Source organism: Candidatus Krumholzibacteriota bacterium, from assembly GCA_016932415.1.
In the GTDB taxonomy this organism is placed as follows: domain Bacteria; phylum Krumholzibacteriota; class Krumholzibacteriia; order Krumholzibacteriales; family Krumholzibacteriaceae; genus Krumholzibacterium.
In genome coordinates, this window is record JAFGCX010000034.1 from 1 (window position 1) to 19,101 (window position 19,101).

Here is a 19,101-nt window from a genome sequence, read left to right on the forward strand (position 1 = left end):
ATGCCAGAGCTGGTTGAATGGGACGGTCTCGAAAACCGTTGAGCGGGTAACTGCTCCGAGGGTTCGAATCCCTCTCTCTCCGCCAGAGAAGTTTATTTCGCCGAAAGCGGCGTTTTGCGCTATACTTGCTCCCGGTACCGTTTCGATCGTCCGGGTAGACGGGAGCGAGACGATAAGGGTGGGGATGTAGCTCAGCTGGGAGAGCACCTCGTTCGCAACGAGGGGGTCGGCGGTTCGAATCCGCTCATCTCCACCATCTGTTATATTTCCGGGATCGTGCTAGGCGGGGAGGTAGCGGTGCCCTGTACCCGCAATCCGCTATAGCGGGGCTGAATCCCCGATCAAGGGAGTGTACTTTTCGAGCGATCGATGGCGGGAAGTGGTGTTGATGGCCAGGCCCCGCGCAACAGGAACCTGCCAACTCCGTCAGGACCGGAAGGTAGCAGCGGTACGTAGTCATTCCTGTGTGCCGCGGAATAGTCTGACCGGAGTTAACCCCGCCATAAGAGCCGGGGATGCCTCTCGAAATCGGGTGCACGGTCTCTGAATCTGTTGATTGGTGGATCATCGATGGCTTATCTCGTACTTGCAAGAAAATGGCGGCCGAGAAAGTTTTCAGACGTTATCGGCCAGGATCATGTCACTGTCACTCTGAAAAAAGCGGTGGAGAAGGAGAGGCTGGCCCACGCCTACCTCTTTTCCGGCCCGAGGGGATGCGGCAAGACCTCGACGGCAAGACTTCTCGCGAAGGTGATCAATTGCGAGGACCGGCAGGGCAATGAACCCTGTGATGAATGTTCCTCGTGCAGGGCGGTAAACGAGGGATCTCATCTCGATATGATAGAGATCGATGGCGCTTCGAACAGGGGAATAGATGAAATAAGGGACCTGAGAGAAAAGATCGGGTATGCTCCCTCCCAGAGTATTTCCAAGATATATATCATAGATGAAGTCCACATGCTCACTCCCCAGGCGTTCAACGCCCTGTTGAAGACTCTGGAGGAACCTCCCAGGCATGTATACCTGATATTCGCCACGACCGAGCCGCACAAGGTGCCGGCGACGATACTTTCAAGATGCCAGAGGTTTAATTTTAAAAGGCTTGAGACAGCCGAGTTGACAGGCCAGCTGGAGAGGATATGCGCCGCGGAGAAGATAAGTGCCGATCCGGAAGCGCTTCTTCTTATATCCCGCCGGGCGGATGGCAGCATGAGGGACGCCGAGAGCCTTCTTGACCAGTGTATATCGGCGCATGATGAAAAGATCGACCTCGAGATCGTGCGAAGAGTGCTCGGGCTGGTCGATTCGGGGATCATAACGAGCCTTCTCTCGGCTATCAGCCAGAGAGACAGGAAGGATGCTTTCGGTATCATCGAAGCGGTCACCTCATCGGGGCTCGACCTCGAAGAGTTCTTCCTGGCATATCTCGAGGGCTTGCGGAATATGATAATACTAAGCGTCGATGACGATTCGCCGCTCTGGCTTGACCTCACCCCGGACGAGATATCTCAGCTGCGCAAAGTGGCAGGCATCTTCAGGACAGAGGACATTCTCTTTCTGTTCAGGTCGGCAAGCCGGGCGTTCAGGGAGATGAAAAACTCCAGTCAGCCGAGATACCTTCTCGAAGCAGCGATCGCCGAAGCGGCATCCTGGGAATCATCAGTGGAGATATCGGAACTGATCAGAAAGATAGAGGAGAGCGGCACCGGGAATTCATCCTCTCCGGGCAGCCGCGCGGCCGGGAAAAAGAGATCAGCGGCTCCTTCGAACGAATATGATACCGCCGGAAAATTCGGAGGGGATGCGGACAGGTCGACTGCCAGCGCCTTTCTGAAAAAGGATGATGCAGGTACCGGTGGTGTTGGGGGAGGCGGCCCGGAGGGTAAAGTATACGCCACTTTCGACGACAGGAGGGCGACAGATGGCGGATCGGAAGAAAAAGCGCTTTCCGACCTTGGAGGAAAGGAGCAGTGGGAGAGATTCCTCGCTCAGATCAGAGAGGCGAAACTGACGCTCGGTATCTGGCTGATGTCGGCAAGGGTAGAAGCGGTCGAGGGGGAAAAGATCTATCTTTCTTTCAATTCCCAGAACCGGTTCGCTTCTGAAATGGTTCATGAGGCTAAAAACAAACGCTATATCGAGTCGCATCTTGAAAGGTTCTATGGCAGAAAATTTGTCATTGATGGGCGTAAAATCGAAAAAACTGGCGATGTGGCGGAAAGACCTGAAAAGAAAAAAACGAAAAAAGTAAAAAATCCCGTACCGGCCGACAAGGATCTTGAGGATCTTTTTGAAAGAGCTCCGATGGTCAAGAGGATCGTTGAGGAGTTCAACGGGGATATCTATAAGGAATAAAAGGAGAAGATCGTAATGAAGGATATTGGAAAACTACTGAAACAGGCGCAACAGGTCCAGACGAAAATGGCTGAGATGCAGGCCAGGCTCGGCGAAGAGACGATAGAATCCTCTGCCGGCGGGGGTATGGTCAAAGTGACGATGAATGGCCGTCACGAGATCGTCTCAGTGACGATCGATCCCGAGGTTGTCGATCCTTCAGATGTCGAAATGCTTGAAGATCTTATTGTTGCGGCTGTCAACGAGGCGAAGTCACGGATCGACGATATGATCAGCAAGGAAATGAGTTCCCTTACAGGCGGGATGCCTCTTCCAGGATTGTTCTGACATATCTCAACGATTCCTTTTTCGATCTTTTCGCATTTTCCTGCTATTGAATGCTTTAAGGCAAGATTCTTGCTTCACAGGGGGAGAGAGTGATGAATTTTGAGCTTCCACTGCTTCAGAAGCTGGTAGATCAGTTTAAAAAGCTTCCCGGAGTAGGTGAAAAAACGGCTCGCAGACTTGCATTCGCGATCCTCGATATGAATGACGCGGAGGTAAAGGATTTTGCCGAGACACTTCAGCAAGTCAAAGAGAAGATTGGATTTTGCAACAGATGCGGAAGTCTCTCCGAAGAAGATATCTGCAGGATCTGCGGCGACCGATCGAGAGTCGAAGGCGTGTTATGCGTCGTTGAACGGCCGTCCGACATTTACATTCTTGAAAGATCGGGACAATACAGGGGCCGCTACCATGTTTTACACGGAGTTCTTTCACCGCTTGATGGAATCGGACCCGGAGAGTTGAACCTCTCGGGCCTGAAGAAAAGAGTCAAAGAGGAAGAGATCAGGGAACTTATCATAGCAACGAATCCGAGTATAGAGGGAGATACCACATCGCTCTATATTCTGAAGATGTTTGAAGGGATAGACATAAGGATAACGAGACCGGCAAGAGGCATTCCTCTCGGCAGCACTCTCGAATTCGTCGATAAAGGGACTATTTCGAGAGCGCTGGAAGGACGAGAGCCGATTTGAAGACCCGGTGGTAGTCAATCTCAGGCAAGGGAAAGAGAGAAAGAGAGATGATCAGAACAAACTGGAAGGTATTCGAGGAGGATTATTACGCTATCAGTACTACCCTCCAGGAATTATTGAGTAATTCGAATGCTACCAGCGTAATACTGCTCGACAAGACGGGGCAGTTGATCTCGAATGTCGGTGATGAACCTTTATTTGACATGTACAGTTTCGCTTCCCTCTGCGCGGCTGACTTCGAAGCCAACGCGCAATTGGCGAAGCTTATAGGAGAAAAGGATTTCTCTACCCTGTATCACCAGGGGAGTAACGAGTCGATGTATCTTGCCAGGGTAGAACAGGATATCATACTTGTGGTCCTGTTCGACAAGAAAACGACTCTTGGCCTGGTAAGGCTCAGGACAAAGAAAGCAGTTGATAACCTTTCTACCGTTATTCTAAGACTTTATGGCAAGTTGGAATATGAAAATGAAGAGTATTCATCGGACTTCGATGAAGAATTCACAGCCGGAGCTGAACTCGAGATAGACAGTCTCTTCTCGGATTAAAGGGGATGGAAAGTTGTCTTTAATAAACTATTCGTCGCGCGAAATAAATGTCAAGATAGTCTACTACGGTCCCGGGTTATGCGGGAAGACGACCAATATCCAGTATATCTATGAAAAGGTTTCTCCCGACACGAAGGGAAAACTGATAACTCTCGCGACAGAGATGGACAGGACTCTCTTTTTCGATTTTCTTCCGCTGGAACTCGGTACGGTGAAGGGATTCAAGACGCGTTTCCACCTCTATACAGTCCCGGGACAGGTATATTACGATGCAAGCAGGAAACTTATACTCAGGGGAGTAGATGGCGTGGTGTTCGTTGCCGATTCGCAGAACAGCCGGTATGACGCGAATATCGAAAGCCTTTACAACCTTCACGAAAACCTTTCAGAATATAATATAAAGCTCGATGAAGTGCCTTACGCCATCCAGTACAACAAGCGAGACCTTCCAGACGCGATAGGAGTATCAGACCTGGAAGAAGAGCTGAATCCGAAGCACTTCCCATCTTTCGAAGCGGTCGCCGTAAACGGGACGGGAGTCTTTGATACGTTGAAAGCCGTGGCTAAAGGTGTACTGAGAAATCTTTCCTGATCTTTTTAAGTTGCCGCCCTATTTATTCACTTGTATGCACGGACCAATCCCGGTAACCTTCTCATGTTGGCGCTGAATCTGACGGACGGGACCGGATTTCGCCCGATCGGTCCGCCATTACGAACAGGGGGATCGATTGCCGCGCAGATCGGGGCTCTGGAGGTCCCGGGCCTGTTCATTGACAGGAAAAGTCTGAATATCTGGAGATAATATGAAAAAATTCGTCGTGACAATTCTGGGCTCTTTTTTTTATACGGGGTTTTTCCCTTTCGCATCAGCTACCTTTGCCTGCGCGGTGTGGATAGCGGTCTGGCTCTTTGTCCCGGGCGCGAAATACTTCACGCATCCGGTCGTGGTTGTCTTAGCGATACCGGTCGCGATTTATCTCGCTAACGTTATGGAGGATTACTATGGCCATGACGCGTCGGAGATCGTCGTCGACGAATTTATCGGTATGCAGATAACACTTTTCATGATTCAACCCGCGTGGAAGGTGGGTATAGCCGCCTTTATCCTTTTCAGAATATTCGATATCATCAAGCCATTCCCCGCGGGACGGGCGGAGAGACTCAAGGGCGGCCTGGGCGTCGTGGCCGATGATGCTCTTGCGGGAGTCTATTCGTTCATAGCGCTCTTTATCCTCATGAGGTTTTTTGATCTTACCTGATGGGAAAATCGATAACAGCGATCGAATAAAGCTGAAAAAGGGAAATTAAGCGTAATGAGGATCGAGATAATCACTATAGGAAATGAAGTCCTTCGCAATGAGACATCTGAGAATAATGGCGCTTATTTATCATCGAGCCTTACGGCGATTGGATCGGAACCTTCAAGGATCACCATACTTCCCGATGACAGAGGGACAATAAGAACAGAACTCGAAGCGGCATCGAAACGCTCGGATGTCGTGATAGTCACGGGGGGTCTGGGTCCCACCGTCGACGATGTCACCCGCCTGGCGGCGATCGACCTTGCCGGAGGCAGGACTGATATCAGTGATGAGATAACAGATTCGATAGCCGAAAAATTCGGCGAACGCCAACAGGCAGTTCCGAAAGGTTATATCGATCTTGCCAGGATCCCCGCCGGCGCGAAGGTACTTCCAAACAAAGTCGGCGCGGCTCCAGGGCTCGCGATGAAAGCGGGAGAGAGCGAGATATACATGCTTCCAGGAGTACCAGCCGAGATGCGTTCGATTTTTCAGGCTTCGGTACTTCCAGGGCTCACCGGACAGGACAATGATATCAAGAGGGTCATCAGTATTTTCGGTATGATGGAGACGACGGCAGAGGAAATCCTCTCGAGGGTTGTCGACAGCCGGTCGATGGAGAAGATCTCGATAATCGCGGGTCCGGATGGGATAAGGCTCTATCTGCCGTCAAAAAGTATCGGAGAAGATCAAATTGAGAGGTTGCGCGACGAGTTCGGAAGTTATATTTTTTCGATCGCTTCGGAAAGGTTGGAAGAGGTTGTTCTGCGTATGCTGGCAAGTTCAGGCGCCACCCTTTCGACAGCCGAATCGTTGACCGGCGGACTTATAGCTTCGACCCTGGTCTCAGTACCGGGAGCGAGTGGATCGTTCATCGAAGGGTTCATTACCTACTCCAACGATGCCAAGGTCGACAGGTTGGGAGTCGAGCGGTCTCTCATCGAAAGCTTCGGCGCTGTGAGCGAAGAGGTCTGCGTCTCGATGGCGGAAGGGGCGATCAGGGTTTCGGGATCGGATATGGCTCTCTCGACCACGGGGATAGCAGGTCCGGGAGGCGCGACGGGTCAAAAACCTGTCGGGCTCTGTTATCTCGGCCTTGCAGCGGGAAGCGATATCTTCTGCCGAGAGATCAGGGTTGCGGGCGACAGGGAGATGGTGAGAAAAAGATGCGTCTGTACTGCTCTGGACATGTTGAGGCTGTTTCTTTCCGGAAAAGAAGAAAGACTTGCCGAATACAGAATCGCGACAGATGGCGCAGCGGGTTTTAACGGCGAGAGCACGGGGAAATAAAAGAATGATAGCAGCGATAACAGGTCTTATGCAATCGGGCAAGAGTACCCTCTTCGCCGCGCTCAGCGGAAGGGAACCGGCGCCTCCCGGATATGCCGGAGTCACCGAATCTATCGTCAATGTGCCTGACGGGAGATTCGAATGGCTTATAGATTATTATAATCCTGAAAAAGTGACATACGCGACGATTGATTGTCTCGATCTTCCCGGATTTGATTTCGATGACGAGAAAGGGCGGTCGATGGCGAGAAAGATCTTTAACCGGGTCAGGCTTGCCGATCTTCTCGTCCTTGTCGTTCAGGCATATGAGCCGCGGCCGGATATGAAGGAGAATATTCTGCGCGACGTGAATACCCTGCTCACCGAATACCTTCTGTCCGATCTCGAGATCGTCACCAACCGCGTCGAGAGACTCGAAAAGGAAGTCCTCAAAGCGACGAAATTCCAGGATCAGAAAAAAGAAGAACTCGATATCCAGCGCAGGCTGCTTACTCACCTGGAGTCGGAAAGACCGGTTTCCGAAGCCTCTCTGCGTCCGCGCGAGATAGAGGTGATTAAGTCGCTCGGCCTGCTCACCATGAAACCGGCTATGGTCATAATCAATACTGGCGAAGCCGATCCGGCGGGCCATTTCGATCTTTCTTCTTCGATCGGGAGTGGAATTCCAGTAATATCCGTCTGTGCCCGGCTTGAACAGGAAATATCGCTTCTTGACGAAGCGAGCAGGGCTGAATTTATCAAGGAGCTCGGTCTTGGCGAAAGCGCCTTGTCGGTCTTCGTCGGCACCGCGTACAAGGCGATGGGACTGATAAGCTTTCTCACCGTCGGGGAGGATGAAGTAAGGGCATGGCCGGTAAGAGAGGGTACGATCGCGCATGACGCGGCAGGCAAGGTGCACAGCGATATAAAAAGGGGATTTATACGAGCCGAGACGATGGCATATGACGAACTGAAGGGGCTCGGATCGGAAAAAGCGATGAAAGCGGCGGGAAAGATCAGACTTGAAGGAAAAGACTATATCGTCAGGGATGGGGATATCATCTCTTACCGTTTTAATGTTTAGTCCCGCCATCGGCAATATCGCCTCTTGAGCATTGAAATACCGATGGCGCGAGATCGGATGGGCCGGCCTGGAGGAAGAATGATCAGGGTCTTCTACGCAGTCCGAATATCAAACGATGTAAAGGAGATGGTCACGGCGGCGATCGAAAGATCCTCGCTTTCCGGCGTCCCCTGGAGGTGGATCGATCCAGCCAGCTATCATCTGACGATCCGGTTCATTGGCGAGACAGACGAAAGGATGATCGCCGCGCTCGGCAGGGCGGGCAGGGCGGCTGCGGCGGATTGCTCTCCTTTCACTGTCAGATTCGGCTCCCTTGGAGGATTTCCAGATCTTGCAAGGCCGCGAGTCCTTTTTTTCAATGTCGAAGAGGGAGGACAGGAGCTTTCCGGTCTTGCCTCCAACGTGGAGCGGGAGATCGAATACCTTGGTTTTGAAAGGGATAAAAGGCCTTTCCGTTCTCACCTGACACTTGCGAGGGTAAAACGCCCGATAGATGAACGTATAAGAAGAGGACTGAGCTCGGTCGAAAAACTTCCTGCGGATGCTGAGCAGATAGTCTCCCGCCTTCTGCTCATGCGAAGCCATCTGGCAAAAACGGGAGCGATTTACGAAGTGTTGGATGAATTTCCCATGGGCCCCTCGAAGATTACAAGCGATCATGAATAAACCATTCTCTCTGTTCAAAGGAATCAGCAGGAATATTATCGTCCTGGGATTTGTAAGCCTGTTCACGGATCTCGGCAGCCAGATGGTCTTTCCCCTGATACCTCTCTTTCTCATCACGGTGATAGGGACCGGCGCCTCAATAGTGGGGATCGTCGAAGGTGTGGCGGAGACGACGGCATCGTTGCTCAAGGTCGTGTCGGGGTCTTATTCAGACAGGATCAAGAAGAGAAAACCTTTTATCCTGTTCGGTTATTCCGTCTCGACCCTGGCAAAACCGCTTTTCGCTTTTGCCGGGAGCTGGTTTTTCGTCCTTTCGGTAAGGGTCGTAGAGAGGATCGGAAAGGGTCTGAGGAACGCTCCCAGGGACGCGCTGGTCGCCGAATCGAGCAGCGTCGGGACAAGGGGAAAAGCATATGGTTTTCACAGGGCGATGGACGGTATAGGATCGATAGCGGGGGCGCTGGTTGCTTATCTGCTTCTCCCCGTTCTCGGTTACAGAAAGATATTTTTTCTTGCTCTCTTTCCCGGGATCGCCGCTGTCCTGCTCATTTCGATGATAAACGAGAAGAAGGGCCACCCTGTTTCCGGAAAGATAAATCCATCGCCTGGAGAGAGCTTCAGGGATATGCCGGGTAACCTGAGACTTTTTATCGTCGCGGCGACGCTTTTCGCTCTCGGCCATTTCGGTTACGCTTTTCTCCTGCTCAAAGCGAAGCAGATTGGACTTGCCGACAACACGGCGATCCTTCTTTATACGCTCTTCTATTCAGTCTATACGCTTTGCGTAATGCCTTTCGGCATGCTATCGGACAGGATAGGGAGAAAACCGGTCATCCTCGCCGGATATTCTGTTTTCGCCCTTACTTCAGCCGGATTGATATTTACTTCCAGTCTCGAAGCGATAGTCGTTTTCTTTATCGTCTACGGATTTTTCTACGCGATGATCGACGGCGTCCAGAGAGCTTACGTGGCTGACCTCGCTCCAGTGGAGTCAAGGGCGACGGCGCTGGGGATCTTCCATGCTTCTATCGGCCTGATAGCTCTTCCCGGCGGATTTCTCGCTGGTTTTATCTGGGACAGAACCGGTCCGGAAGGGACTTTTCTATACGGCCTGATATCGAGCCTCGTGGCGATCATCCTTTTCCTCTTTGTCAGGGATGAAAAGGAAGTAATCTGAAGTCTTCATCAGCTCAGTTTCGCCGATCAGGGACAACGGTCGGATGAATCTCCGCGCCGGAAAAACCGGATGAATTTCATTGAATAAATATATGCCGGATGATATAAAGACACATTGACCGGTTGTCGTGCGGGGGGAGTAAATCAACTGTATCCGTTTATCCGGGGGATGAAGTGGGAGGAAGGAATTGAAAAAGACGAAATCCAGCGCCAGGGCAAAACAGGGAAAAAGCCCGGTGGAATCTGATAACAGGGAAAAAGCGATAGAGCTCGCTGTCGACCAGATCGAGAAACAGTTCGGACAGGGTTCCATCATGCGGCTCGGAGAAGAAGGCGCTATCGCGGAGATAGAGGCTATTCCTACCGGATCCCTCGCGCTCGATATCGCGCTTGGTATCGGGGGAGTGCCCAGGGGAAGGGTCATCGAGATCTACGGGCCTGAGGGCTCGGGGAAAACGACGCTTACCTGTTCGATAATCGCCAACGCGCAACGCATGGGCGGAGTCGCCGCTTTCATTGACGCCGAACATGCTCTCGATATAGGTTACACGAGGAAGATCGGAGTGGATGTCGATAATCTCCTCATATCGCAGCCAGATACCGGAGAACAGGCTCTCGAGATCGCAGAAGTCCTGATCCGAAGCAACGCCATAGATGTAGTAGTGATCGATTCGGTCGCTGCTCTCGTCCCTTCGGCGGAGATCGAAGGCCAGATGGGGGATACGCATGTCGGGTTGCAGGCGAGATTGATGTCCCAGGCGCTCAGGAAGATATCGGGCGCCGTATCGAAGTCAAACACAACGATGATATTCACCAACCAGATCAGGATGAAGATAGGAGTACTGTTCGGAAATCCTGAGACGACTCCCGGCGGAAACGCGCTGAAATTCTATTCCACTGTCAGGATGGATATAAGGAGGATCGGCCAGATCAAGGACCGTGACGCGATCATCGGTAATAATACAAGGGTAAAAGTGGTCAAGAACAAGGTCGCCGCTCCTTTCAGGCAGGCTGAATTCGAGATATTATTCGGCGAAGGAATAAGCTATGAGAGTGATCTTATAGAACTCGGCGTCGCGTCGGGGATATTGACGAAGATGGGAAGCTGGTATTCCTTCGGGGAGACGAGGTTGGGCCAGGGAAAGGATAATACCAGGATATTCATGAAGGAAAACAGCGATATCAAGCGAGAGATAGAGGAGAGTGTATGGGCTCATTACGGCGTCGGACGACCCGGCGGACCGGCAAAACCGGAAGGTGATTCGATCGAATAGAGAGTCCGAAGAAGTAGTCGATATCCGCAGGAAAACCGGTAAGCTGAGGGTCCTGATCACATCCGCGGAGCACCGGTATCTTATCCTAGATCAGCCCGGAAACGAGGAATATTTCGAGAAAGGGGCCGTTCTGGGCCCGAAGCAGCTTGAGGAGCTTGAATCGAGAGTCGCCCGGGAAGCAGGGCTTGTTCTTGCGTATAATCTTCTGTCAAGACGCGATCGCAGCGTGATGGAGATAGAGAGAGCCCTCGCTGATGAAAATATAGAAAAACGGGAAGTAATCGATTATATTGTTGAAACTCTGCGGCGTCATGGCTACCTCAATGACCGCCGCCTGGCCTCGGGTTTCGTGGAGTACAGGAAAAAACACAGACCCGCGGGTCCTGGTCTGATCAGGAAGAAATTGAGGGAAGCGGGGATCGATGAAGAGATCATCGATATGGAAGTCGAGAGGAATTTCCCGGAAAACGAAGAGAAAAAAACAGCTTTCCAGCTTGCGGAGAAGAAACTGGCCTCGATGAGGGGTGTTGAAAGGGAAGCTTCTGTTCGACGGTTGAACGGATTTCTGACAAGAAAGGGATTTTCACGATCGGTCATCAATGAGATCTGCGCCCGCGTTTTGAAAAAAGAGACTTTTGGAGAATAAATATGAACAGTAATGTCAGGACGGCACATCAGATCAGGAAAGCATACGTCGATTTTTTTCTGGAAAGAGGACATACGAGAGTCCCGGGCGCTCCACTTGTTCCCAAGGGAGACCCCACCCTGCTCTTTACGTCGGCCGGCATGGTCCAGTTCAAGGATTTCTATCTTCAACCGGACAACCTTCCCTATACGAGGGCTGTCTCAGTCCAGAAATGCCTGCGTGCCGGGGATCTTGAAAGTGTTGGAAAGACGCTTCGTCATCATACCTTTTTCGAGATGCTGGGAAATTTCAGCTTCGGCGATTATTTCAAGAAAGAAGCGATATCCTGGGCTTGGGAGTTTGTGACGGAGATCCTCCGGATTCCCGAAGAAAGACTCTATATCAGTATATATGAAGATGATGACGAGGCTTTTGCCCTGTGGAACAAAGATGCCGGAGTACCGGCCGCAAAGATAGTAAGGCTCGGGAAAAAAGACAACTTCTGGGGCCCTGTCGGCAAGACCGGCGTCTGTGGCCCGTGTTCCGAGATCTATTACGATGCCGGAGAGGAAAAGGGATGCGGCAGCGATGATTGTGCTCCGGGCTGCGAGTGCGACAGGTATCTTGAATTCTGGAATCTTGTCTTTCCGCAGTTTTTCCTTGAAGAGGACGGGAATCTCCGGCCGCTGGAAAAACCGGGGATAGATACCGGGGCGGGACTTGAACGGATTGCGATGATCATGCAGGGAGTCGAGGATAATTTCCATACTGACCTGTTCGCTCCGATCACGAGAGCTGTGGTCGAAAGGCTTCCGGAAGGAAGCGTGGCCTGTCCCGAAGATATGATGGATATAAATATGATCGCCGATCATGCCAGGGCCCTGACATTCACTATAGCGGAGGGTATATACCCGGCAAACGAGGGACGGGGATATCTCCTGCGAAGAATACTCAGGCGAGCCCTGACCAGGCTGCATCTTTTCGGAGTAAACGAACCTTTCCTCAACGGGCTTGTCGGGGATATCATTTCGGTGATGAGGGATGATTACCCCGATCTTCAGCAACACTGCGGTGATATTGAAAAGATAGTGAGATCTGAAGAAGAAAGCTTCTTCAGGACGCTGGAGGATGGCCGGGGAAGATTCAGCTCCATTGTCCTCGAGGTGTCTTCAGAAGGCAGCAGGGTGATAGACGGACAGCGAGCTTTTCTTCTCTACGATACGTATGGATTTCCCCTCGAGTTGACTGTCGCGCTGGCTGCAAGGGAGGGGATGACGGTCGATGAGGAAGGATTTTCGGCGGCAATGAATGAGCAGAGAAAAAGAGCTCAGAAAAGCAGCAGTTTTTCATCCGGGGAATCGGTCATCGTGACGATGACGAATGTTTCGGAAGGAGAAACTTCGGTTTTTACGGGATACGAAAAGACTGAAGAGGAAGCGGCAGTAAGATCTTTCCGTGAGATCGAAAAAAAGGAACGCGCCGATATAACCTGGTCGGATATTTCAGGAAAGGGTTGGGAAATCGTCTTCGACAGGACCCCTTTCTACGCGACATCGGGAGGCCAGATGGCCGATCGCGGAACTGTCGGGATCGCCGGGCATACTCTTGAAGTGATGGATGTCTTTAAACGGGGCGGAGAAATAATTCATCTGGTCGAGTCCCCCAGGAAAGGATTTGACCTGGCGAAGGACCTTGAAAAGGGCCACGGCGCCAGGCTGATGATCGATCTGTCCTGGAGAAAAGCGACAGAAGGAAATCATACAACGACTCACCTGCTTCACGCCGCCTTGAAGAAAATCGTCGGAACCCATGTCGCCCAGGCCGGATCGAGCGTTGACGGGGAGAGGCTGAGATTCGATTTCAGCCACTACCGACCTTTGACAAGCGAAGAAAAACGTTCTGTCGAGAAGACGGTCAACAGGTGGATCTCTGAAGCTCACCAGGTAAGGACCGAAATAATGTCGTATCAGGAAGCCCTGAAGAGCGATGTAGTCGCGTTGTTCGACGAAAAATACGGAGATACGGTGAGAGTCGTAAGGACAGGTGATATCTCGGCAGAACTCTGCGGTGGGACTCATATCGACAACACTGGCCGAATAGGGTTGTTTCTCATACTTTCCGAGAGCAGCGTCGCGGCAGGCGTAAGAAGGATAGAAGGAGTCACTGGAGAGGCCGCCATAAGATATATGCATGAGGTTTTCGATCGCGATGAGTCTGTCGCGGGGTTGTTAAAGGTCTCTCCTTCTGATATGATGGCAAGGGTCTCTTCGATCCTTTCCGAGATCGATGAGATGAAAAGGGAGATAAAGAAACTTCAGAGCGGCGAAACGGGCGGAGAGATGGAAAAGATAATCCAGTCGGCTGCCGTTGTTGAAGGGATCCGTATCGCGTCGGGAAGGATCAATGTCAGGGAGAGCGGGGACCTCAGGAACCAGGCTGATATATTCAGAAGCAGGGTCGCGTCCGGCGTCGGGGTGTTTTCATGCCCCCAGAAGGGGAAGATGCAGTTCGTGATCACCGTTACCGACGATCTTCTGAAGAAGGGGATCGAGGCTGGACTTCTTGTTCAGGCGCTCGGAGAGATCGCGGGCGGTGGCGGAGGTGGGAAGAAACACCTCGCCCAGCTGGGAACGAAAGAGATGGAGAGCGAAAAAAAGGTTTTTGAAGCACTCCCCGGGGTTGTTAAAAAACTGCTTTCAGATTAAGGAAAAAATCATGCGTTATCTGAATCGATATCCCGTTCTGTTTTTAATACTGGTACTGTTGATACCTTCCGTTCCGGCATCGACACAGATAACCGGAAAGAATCTTCTGGCGGAATCAACGGGGAACGTGGCGGGAGAAGATGGCCGCGACCAGACGGGTAACCAGGCTCTCGTGTCACAGCAGTATCTCGAAAAAGCGATCGATCCCGATGAATACGTACTCGGTCCGAATGATATGATCATTATCAACCTGGTCGGTCCCGATCAAAGATTTTTCAGGCTTTCGGTCCTGCCGGAAGGATATGTCTTCATTCCCGGGATAGGCGCGCTTGGCGCGGATGGCCTGACGCTGACCGATTTTCGTAAAAAACTCGAAGCCGAAGCGGACCGTTATTTTCACAATATAAGTGTCTTCTGTTATCTTCTTGTCCCACGGAGATTCAGAGTCTTCGTCACAGGTGAAGTCGGAAAACCTGGAGCCGTGGAGATCTCGGCAGTGGAAAGAGTATCCGACGCGGTGGAAAAAGCCGGCAGCATACTTACTGATGGGTCCAACAGAGAAGTGATCCTCGAGAGGGAAGGCAGGAAGATCAAAGTCGATGTCCTGAGGTTCCTGATGATGGGCGAATTTAAAAGCAACCCGTTTCTTTCAAATGGAGACAGGATCCATGTGCCGGTGGCAAAGAGCCATGTCGTGATCAGGGGAAGCGTCAAAAAACCCGGTGTTTATGAACTTGTCACCGGTGAAACCGTAGACGATATGATAGCACTCGCCGGTGGCCTTTCGGGAGAGGCCGTCTCAGACACGATCCTTCTCAGCAGGGTCATGGAGGATGGGACTGTTTCCACCTTTGCCATCCCAGAATCGGAATTCGACGATGCCCTGCTCCGGGACAGAGATGAGATCAATGTGATGGACGGGATGATCGGGACCAGCCGGGTATATGTCTTTGGAGCCACGACAAAGACCGGTCATTATTTTATTACCGAAGGAGAGAGGCTGGCCGAACTGGTAGGCAGGATCGGCAGATTTGACGCTGATGCCGATCTTGGAGCGGCGTCGATCGAACGAAGCGATGGCGAGATAATAAGGCTGGACCTTAAGGAATATATTCCACCTTCCTCAAAGACGGGAATATCCCTAAGAGATGGAGATATGCTTCACATCCCGAAGATCAGTATGATGGTCGCAGTGGGAGGCGAGGTACAGTTACCGGGGAGATTCCCCTATGAAGGGGACTGGACAGTCGCTCAGTATGTCGGTCTGGCCGGTGGGCCGACGGGGAACGGCAGCATCGACAGGGTCGTGATATATTCACCCGACGGTCGATCGAGAGCCGGGGACAGGAACACCCGCCCGAACAGGGGCGACATAATAATCGTGAAACGATCGAAATCAAGCATATTCGGCGGATTCTTCGATATGTTCGTCAGAGTCGGTACCGTCGTCGTGACGATGATAGTATTGACAAGATGAATTAACCAGTAGGGAGAAACGGTTTATCTGAATGGATGATAATTATTTGAAACAGGTCGTCTTGGAGCTTGACGCTCTGAGAGGGATTCTTGAAGAGTTTCCCGAAGAGGAAAAGAAAAAAATAGTGAGCATGGCTGAAGTAATGGCTGGCGCGATAAGCAGGGAAAAGGTCGTTTTTACAGCGGGAAACGGAGGCAGCGCTGCCGATGCGATGCATATTGCGGGAGAACTGGTAGGAAGGTTCCGTAGAAAGAAGATCAAGGGGTATAAGGCTATTTCGCTGACGGTCAATTCATCTGTCGTCACGGCTCTGGCCAATGATTATTCATATGACGATGTCTTTTCCAAGCAACTGGAGAGTATGGGAAGCGAGGGGGATGTGCTTCTTCTGCTCTCGACCAGCGGTAATTCTCCAAACGCGGTGAAAGCAGTGGAGATGGCTGACACGCTCGGTATGGTATCGCTTGCCTTCACCGGCGGAGACGGTGGAGTTCTGGCGAAGATCTCAAAGATCGCGCTGACCGTACCGGATAACGATTTTGCCAGGATTCAGGAAGTGCACATGGTCGCCGGACATATTCTTTGCGGGCTTGTCGAGGATATGCTGGTAAACGGAAAAAACGCGCGATGAGGGTAGTATGAGAACTGTCTGGAATATTATAATTACGATAAGGCCGAAGCAGTGGACTAAAAACCTTCTTCTCTTTGCCGGCGTCCTCTTCTCAAAATCGTTCACCGATCTTTCCCTCGTATGGAAAAGTTTCACCGGTTTTATGATCTTCTGCGCCCTTTCGGGAGCGATCTATATAATCAACGATATCTTCGATCATGACAGGGACAGGGAGCATCCTTCAAAAAAGACCAGGCCGATAGCCTCGGGAGCGCTGGGCCGCGCGACAGCCTCTTTGACGGCGGCCCTGATGATCTCGGTAGCGCTCCCTTTGTCGTGGATGCTCGGGTTCGAATTTTTCATTTACGCGGTCGGTTTTGTCCTTGTCAACGGCCTTTATTCTATCTTGTTAAGGGATGTCGTAATACTTGACGTGATAGCGATCAGTTTCAGTTTTCTTATCAGGGCGGGAGCGGGAGTAGTAGTCCTTCATACTGCCATACCAGACCTGGAGTTTTCTCCCTGGCTGTGGATATGTACTCTTTTCCTCTCTCTTTTTCTGGCCATCTGCAAGAGACTCAATGAATTCTCGAATCTGACCAGCGCGGGCGAGCACAGGCGTTCGTTGAAGGAATATTCCGGACAATTGCTTGACCAGCTCGTCGGGATGTCAGCCACGGCGGCGATGATGTCTTATTCGATATACACTGTGTGGCCATCCACGGTCTCCAAATTCGGTACTAGAAATCTAGTCTATACGATCCCATTTGTCGTGTTCGGAATAATGCGGTACCTCTTTCTTGTCTACAACCGGCACGAGGGAGGTGATCCGTCGGGAGTTCTTCTGACGGAAAAAGCTATAATAATAGATGTTTTTTTATGGTTTGTTACGACCCTTGTAATAATCGTGATGGCCTAGGAAATATCTGAATCGCTTTAAAGATCGATATTAAAGGAGGTTGACGCGATGGCATCGAAGGTCGCGATTCTAAAGACTGCTCCGGAAACGGTAGTTGACGATTATCATCGCGTGATGGAACTGGCCGATGCCGGAAAATTCCTTTCAGCCGAAAGAGACCTGCTGATAAAACTCAATCTGTCCTGGACAAAATATTATCCGGCCTGTTCCAGCCAGCCGTGGCAGCTCGACGGAGTTCTTGGCGATCTTTTCAAGAGGGGATACCGAAAGGAGCAGATCCACCCGATCGAAAACAAGACGGTGGTGACCAATCCGGGAAAAGGCGCGATCAATAATCTGTGGATGCCGATCCTGGAAAAGAACGGACTCCCCTTTATCGCTCTTCCCGGCGTCGAATGGGTAAGGTACGAGTTTAAATCCGAATTGCTGAAATTGAACGAGATCTTTCCCGATGGGATAATCATCCCGAAAATGTTTGAAGGAAAGGATATCATCCACCTCCCGACCGTAAAGACGCACGGGCATTCCACGACGACCGGAGCGATAAAGAACTCATTCGGAGGCCTTCTTAAGGAAGTCAGGCATTACGCCCATAAATATATGCATGAAGTCCTTGTCGACCTTATGATGATGCAGAAAGAACTTCACCCGAATATCTTTGCAGTAATGGACGGGACTGTATGCGGCGATGGAGCAGGTCCCAGGACGATGGATCTTTTTGAGGGAAATATCATCCTGGCCAGCGGAGATTCGGTCGCGATCGACGCGGTCGCGGCAAAGATCATGGGTTTCGATCCGATGTCAATCGATTATATACGCTGGGCGACAGAGCGGGGTCTCGGAGAGGGCCGGATCGAGAATATCGAGATCGCCGGCGAGGACATAGGCCTGCTCAATTTTCATTTCCGGACAAAGAAGAGTTTTGTGATCTGGGGCGACCAGATGCTTCGGAAAGGAAAACTGAGATTCCTCGAGAAGATCTTCCTGCATTCTCCTCTCGTAGTGTGGGCCCCTATGGCCAGTAATATCTACCACGATTTTTTCTGGTATCCGACGATCGGACGGAGCAAGATAAGACAATTCGACAGGACAAAATGGGGCGATCTCTGGAAGACCTACAGGTGACCGGCTGTCATCGGGAAAGAGGACAGTTGTCTTCCGGCCCCGGGGAGGTGCTGTGATGAGTTCTGACGGGGTCTGCTCTGTGCTCGCTTCGGCGAAAATAAATCTATACCTTGAAGTGCTCGGCAGGCGCAATGACGGGTTTCACGATATCCTCACTTTTTTTCAGCCGGTTTCCCTTTATGACAGGTTGCGGTTCATAAAAGGGGAAGACAGGATAATCCTCAAAGGAGATGATGAATCGATTCCCTGGGACGAGAGTAATCTCTGCTGGAAAGCGGCCCGGGCGATCTTTAATAAGGCGGGATATAAGGGTGGCGTGAAGATAGAAGTGAGAAAATCGATTCCATCCGGTGCCGGCCTCGGTGGAGGCAGCAGTGACGCCGCGGCGGTTCTTTCAGGTCTTAACGAGATATTTCAATTCGGATTCGGTCATCAGGAGTTGCATCGTATAGCATATGGTCTCGGGTCGGATGTGCCGTTTTTTCTCGGTGGCGGAGCGGCTGTGGGCAGGGGAAGGGGGGAGATCCTCGAGGCGAGGGAAGGCCTGGCGGGAGGCTGGATCATTATAGTCAAACCGCCAGTATCGGTTTCCACGCGATGGGCTTATGAAAACATTAAAATACTATTGACAAGGAAAGATGGGGAAGATAGACTGAACCATCTGTTGGAGGGATTGAGAGAATTTCCGGATGCTGTTCGCGATACGGTCAACAGCTTTGAGGACCCTGTCGTGTCAAAGTACCCGGAGATCGGTTCAATACTGAAGCTGTTAAAGGATGAAGGAGCAGTCCTGAGTGCGTTAAGCGGGAGCGGGGCTGCCTGTTTTGGTCTGTTCAGCGATGAAAGCAGAGTCAGGGAAGTAGAGTGCCTTTTGTTGGGAAAAGGTTACTTTGCAAAGATTACGCAACCTGTGGAGAAGACATTAAGACTCCTTGGAGAGGAGTAGAA

Annotated in this window: 18 protein-coding genes, 1 tRNA gene and 1 other RNA gene; all 20 read left to right on the top strand. The window is 51.3% G+C overall.

Annotated elements, in window-relative coordinates; all coding sequences use genetic code 11:
• The first annotated feature begins 180 nt into the window (after positions 1 to 180).
• Positions 181 to 256, top strand: a tRNA-Ala gene (locus tag JW814_11170).
• Positions 257 to 274: 18 nt separating this feature from the next.
• An RNA gene (ffs, locus tag JW814_11175) (signal recognition particle sRNA large type) lies at positions 275 to 540 on the top strand.
• A gap of 30 nt (positions 541 to 570) precedes the next feature.
• Entirely contained in the window at positions 571 to 2,355 is a 1,785-nt protein-coding gene (gene dnaX / locus JW814_11180; protein ID MBN2072006.1) for a DNA polymerase III subunit gamma/tau, read from the top strand.
• Positions 2,356 to 2,370: 15 nt separating this feature from the next.
• Positions 2,371 to 2,682 carry a YbaB/EbfC family nucleoid-associated protein gene (locus JW814_11185; protein ID MBN2072007.1) on the top strand — a complete coding sequence of 104 codons (312 nt, stop codon included), beginning with the start codon at positions 2,371 to 2,373 and terminating at the stop codon, positions 2,680 to 2,682.
• A 92-nt stretch (positions 2,683 to 2,774) separates the two neighbouring features.
• Positions 2,775 to 3,374 carry a recombination protein RecR gene (gene recR / locus JW814_11190; protein ID MBN2072008.1) on the top strand — a complete coding sequence of 200 codons (600 nt, stop codon included), beginning with the start codon at positions 2,775 to 2,777 and terminating at the stop codon, positions 3,372 to 3,374.
• Between the two features lie 47 nt (positions 3,375 to 3,421).
• Positions 3,422 to 3,922: a roadblock/LC7 domain-containing protein gene (locus JW814_11195; GenBank protein MBN2072009.1), complete on the top strand. Its 501-nt coding sequence runs from the start codon at positions 3,422 to 3,424 to the stop codon at positions 3,920 to 3,922.
• A 13-nt stretch (positions 3,923 to 3,935) separates the two neighbouring features.
• Positions 3,936 to 4,514 (top strand): gliding-motility protein MglA, encoded by a 579-nt coding sequence (locus tag JW814_11200; protein MBN2072010.1) that lies wholly within the window; start codon positions 3,936 to 3,938, stop codon positions 4,512 to 4,514.
• Positions 4,515 to 4,725: 211 nt separating this feature from the next.
• Entirely contained in the window at positions 4,726 to 5,181 is a 456-nt protein-coding gene (locus tag JW814_11205) for a phosphatidylglycerophosphatase A (protein MBN2072011.1), read from the top strand.
• A gap of 54 nt (positions 5,182 to 5,235) precedes the next feature.
• Complete coding sequence (locus tag JW814_11210) at positions 5,236 to 6,513, top strand: nicotinamide-nucleotide amidohydrolase family protein (GenBank protein ID MBN2072012.1); 1,278 nt, start codon at positions 5,236 to 5,238, stop codon at positions 6,511 to 6,513.
• A 4-nt stretch (positions 6,514 to 6,517) separates the two neighbouring features.
• A complete protein-coding gene (gene ychF / locus JW814_11215; GenBank protein MBN2072013.1) occupies positions 6,518 to 7,576 on the top strand; it encodes a redox-regulated ATPase YchF in 1,059 nt (352 codons plus the stop codon).
• Positions 7,577 to 7,654: 78 nt separating this feature from the next.
• A complete protein-coding gene (gene thpR / locus JW814_11220) occupies positions 7,655 to 8,242 on the top strand; it encodes an RNA 2',3'-cyclic phosphodiesterase (protein ID MBN2072014.1) in 588 nt (195 codons plus the stop codon).
• The gene (locus tag JW814_11225; protein ID MBN2072015.1) at positions 8,235 to 9,419 is read left to right on the top strand and encodes an MFS transporter; all 1,185 of its coding nucleotides are present in this window, start codon (positions 8,235 to 8,237) and stop codon (positions 9,417 to 9,419) included. Before thpR ends, JW814_11225 begins: the two co-directional genes overlap by 8 nt.
• Positions 9,420 to 9,654: 235 nt before the next feature.
• The gene (gene recA, locus JW814_11230) at positions 9,655 to 10,692 is read left to right on the top strand and encodes a recombinase RecA (GenBank protein MBN2072016.1); all 1,038 of its coding nucleotides are present in this window, start codon (positions 9,655 to 9,657) and stop codon (positions 10,690 to 10,692) included.
• Positions 10,676 to 11,338 carry a regulatory protein RecX gene (locus JW814_11235; GenBank protein ID MBN2072017.1) on the top strand — a complete coding sequence of 221 codons (663 nt, stop codon included), beginning with the start codon at positions 10,676 to 10,678 and terminating at the stop codon, positions 11,336 to 11,338. The genes recA and JW814_11235 overlap by 17 nt, the downstream gene beginning before the upstream one ends.
• Before the next feature lie 2 nt (positions 11,339 to 11,340).
• Positions 11,341 to 14,022, top strand: coding sequence for an alanine--tRNA ligase (gene alaS / locus JW814_11240; protein MBN2072018.1), 2,682 nt, complete (start codon positions 11,341 to 11,343; stop codon positions 14,020 to 14,022).
• A gap of 10 nt (positions 14,023 to 14,032) precedes the next feature.
• Positions 14,033 to 15,499: an SLBB domain-containing protein gene (locus tag JW814_11245; GenBank protein MBN2072019.1), complete on the top strand. Its 1,467-nt coding sequence runs from the start codon at positions 14,033 to 14,035 to the stop codon at positions 15,497 to 15,499.
• A 31-nt stretch (positions 15,500 to 15,530) separates the two neighbouring features.
• Entirely contained in the window at positions 15,531 to 16,130 is a 600-nt protein-coding gene (locus JW814_11250) for an SIS domain-containing protein (protein ID MBN2072020.1), read from the top strand.
• 7 nt (positions 16,131 to 16,137) lie between these two features.
• Complete coding sequence (locus tag JW814_11255) at positions 16,138 to 17,028, top strand: decaprenyl-phosphate phosphoribosyltransferase (GenBank protein ID MBN2072021.1); 891 nt, start codon at positions 16,138 to 16,140, stop codon at positions 17,026 to 17,028.
• A gap of 48 nt (positions 17,029 to 17,076) precedes the next feature.
• The gene (locus tag JW814_11260) at positions 17,077 to 18,153 is read left to right on the top strand and encodes a DUF362 domain-containing protein (GenBank protein MBN2072022.1); all 1,077 of its coding nucleotides are present in this window, start codon (positions 17,077 to 17,079) and stop codon (positions 18,151 to 18,153) included.
• 55 nt (positions 18,154 to 18,208) lie between these two features.
• A complete protein-coding gene (ispE, locus tag JW814_11265) occupies positions 18,209 to 19,099 on the top strand; it encodes a 4-(cytidine 5'-diphospho)-2-C-methyl-D-erythritol kinase (protein MBN2072023.1) in 891 nt (296 codons plus the stop codon).
• Positions 19,100 to 19,101: the final 2 nt, after the last annotated feature.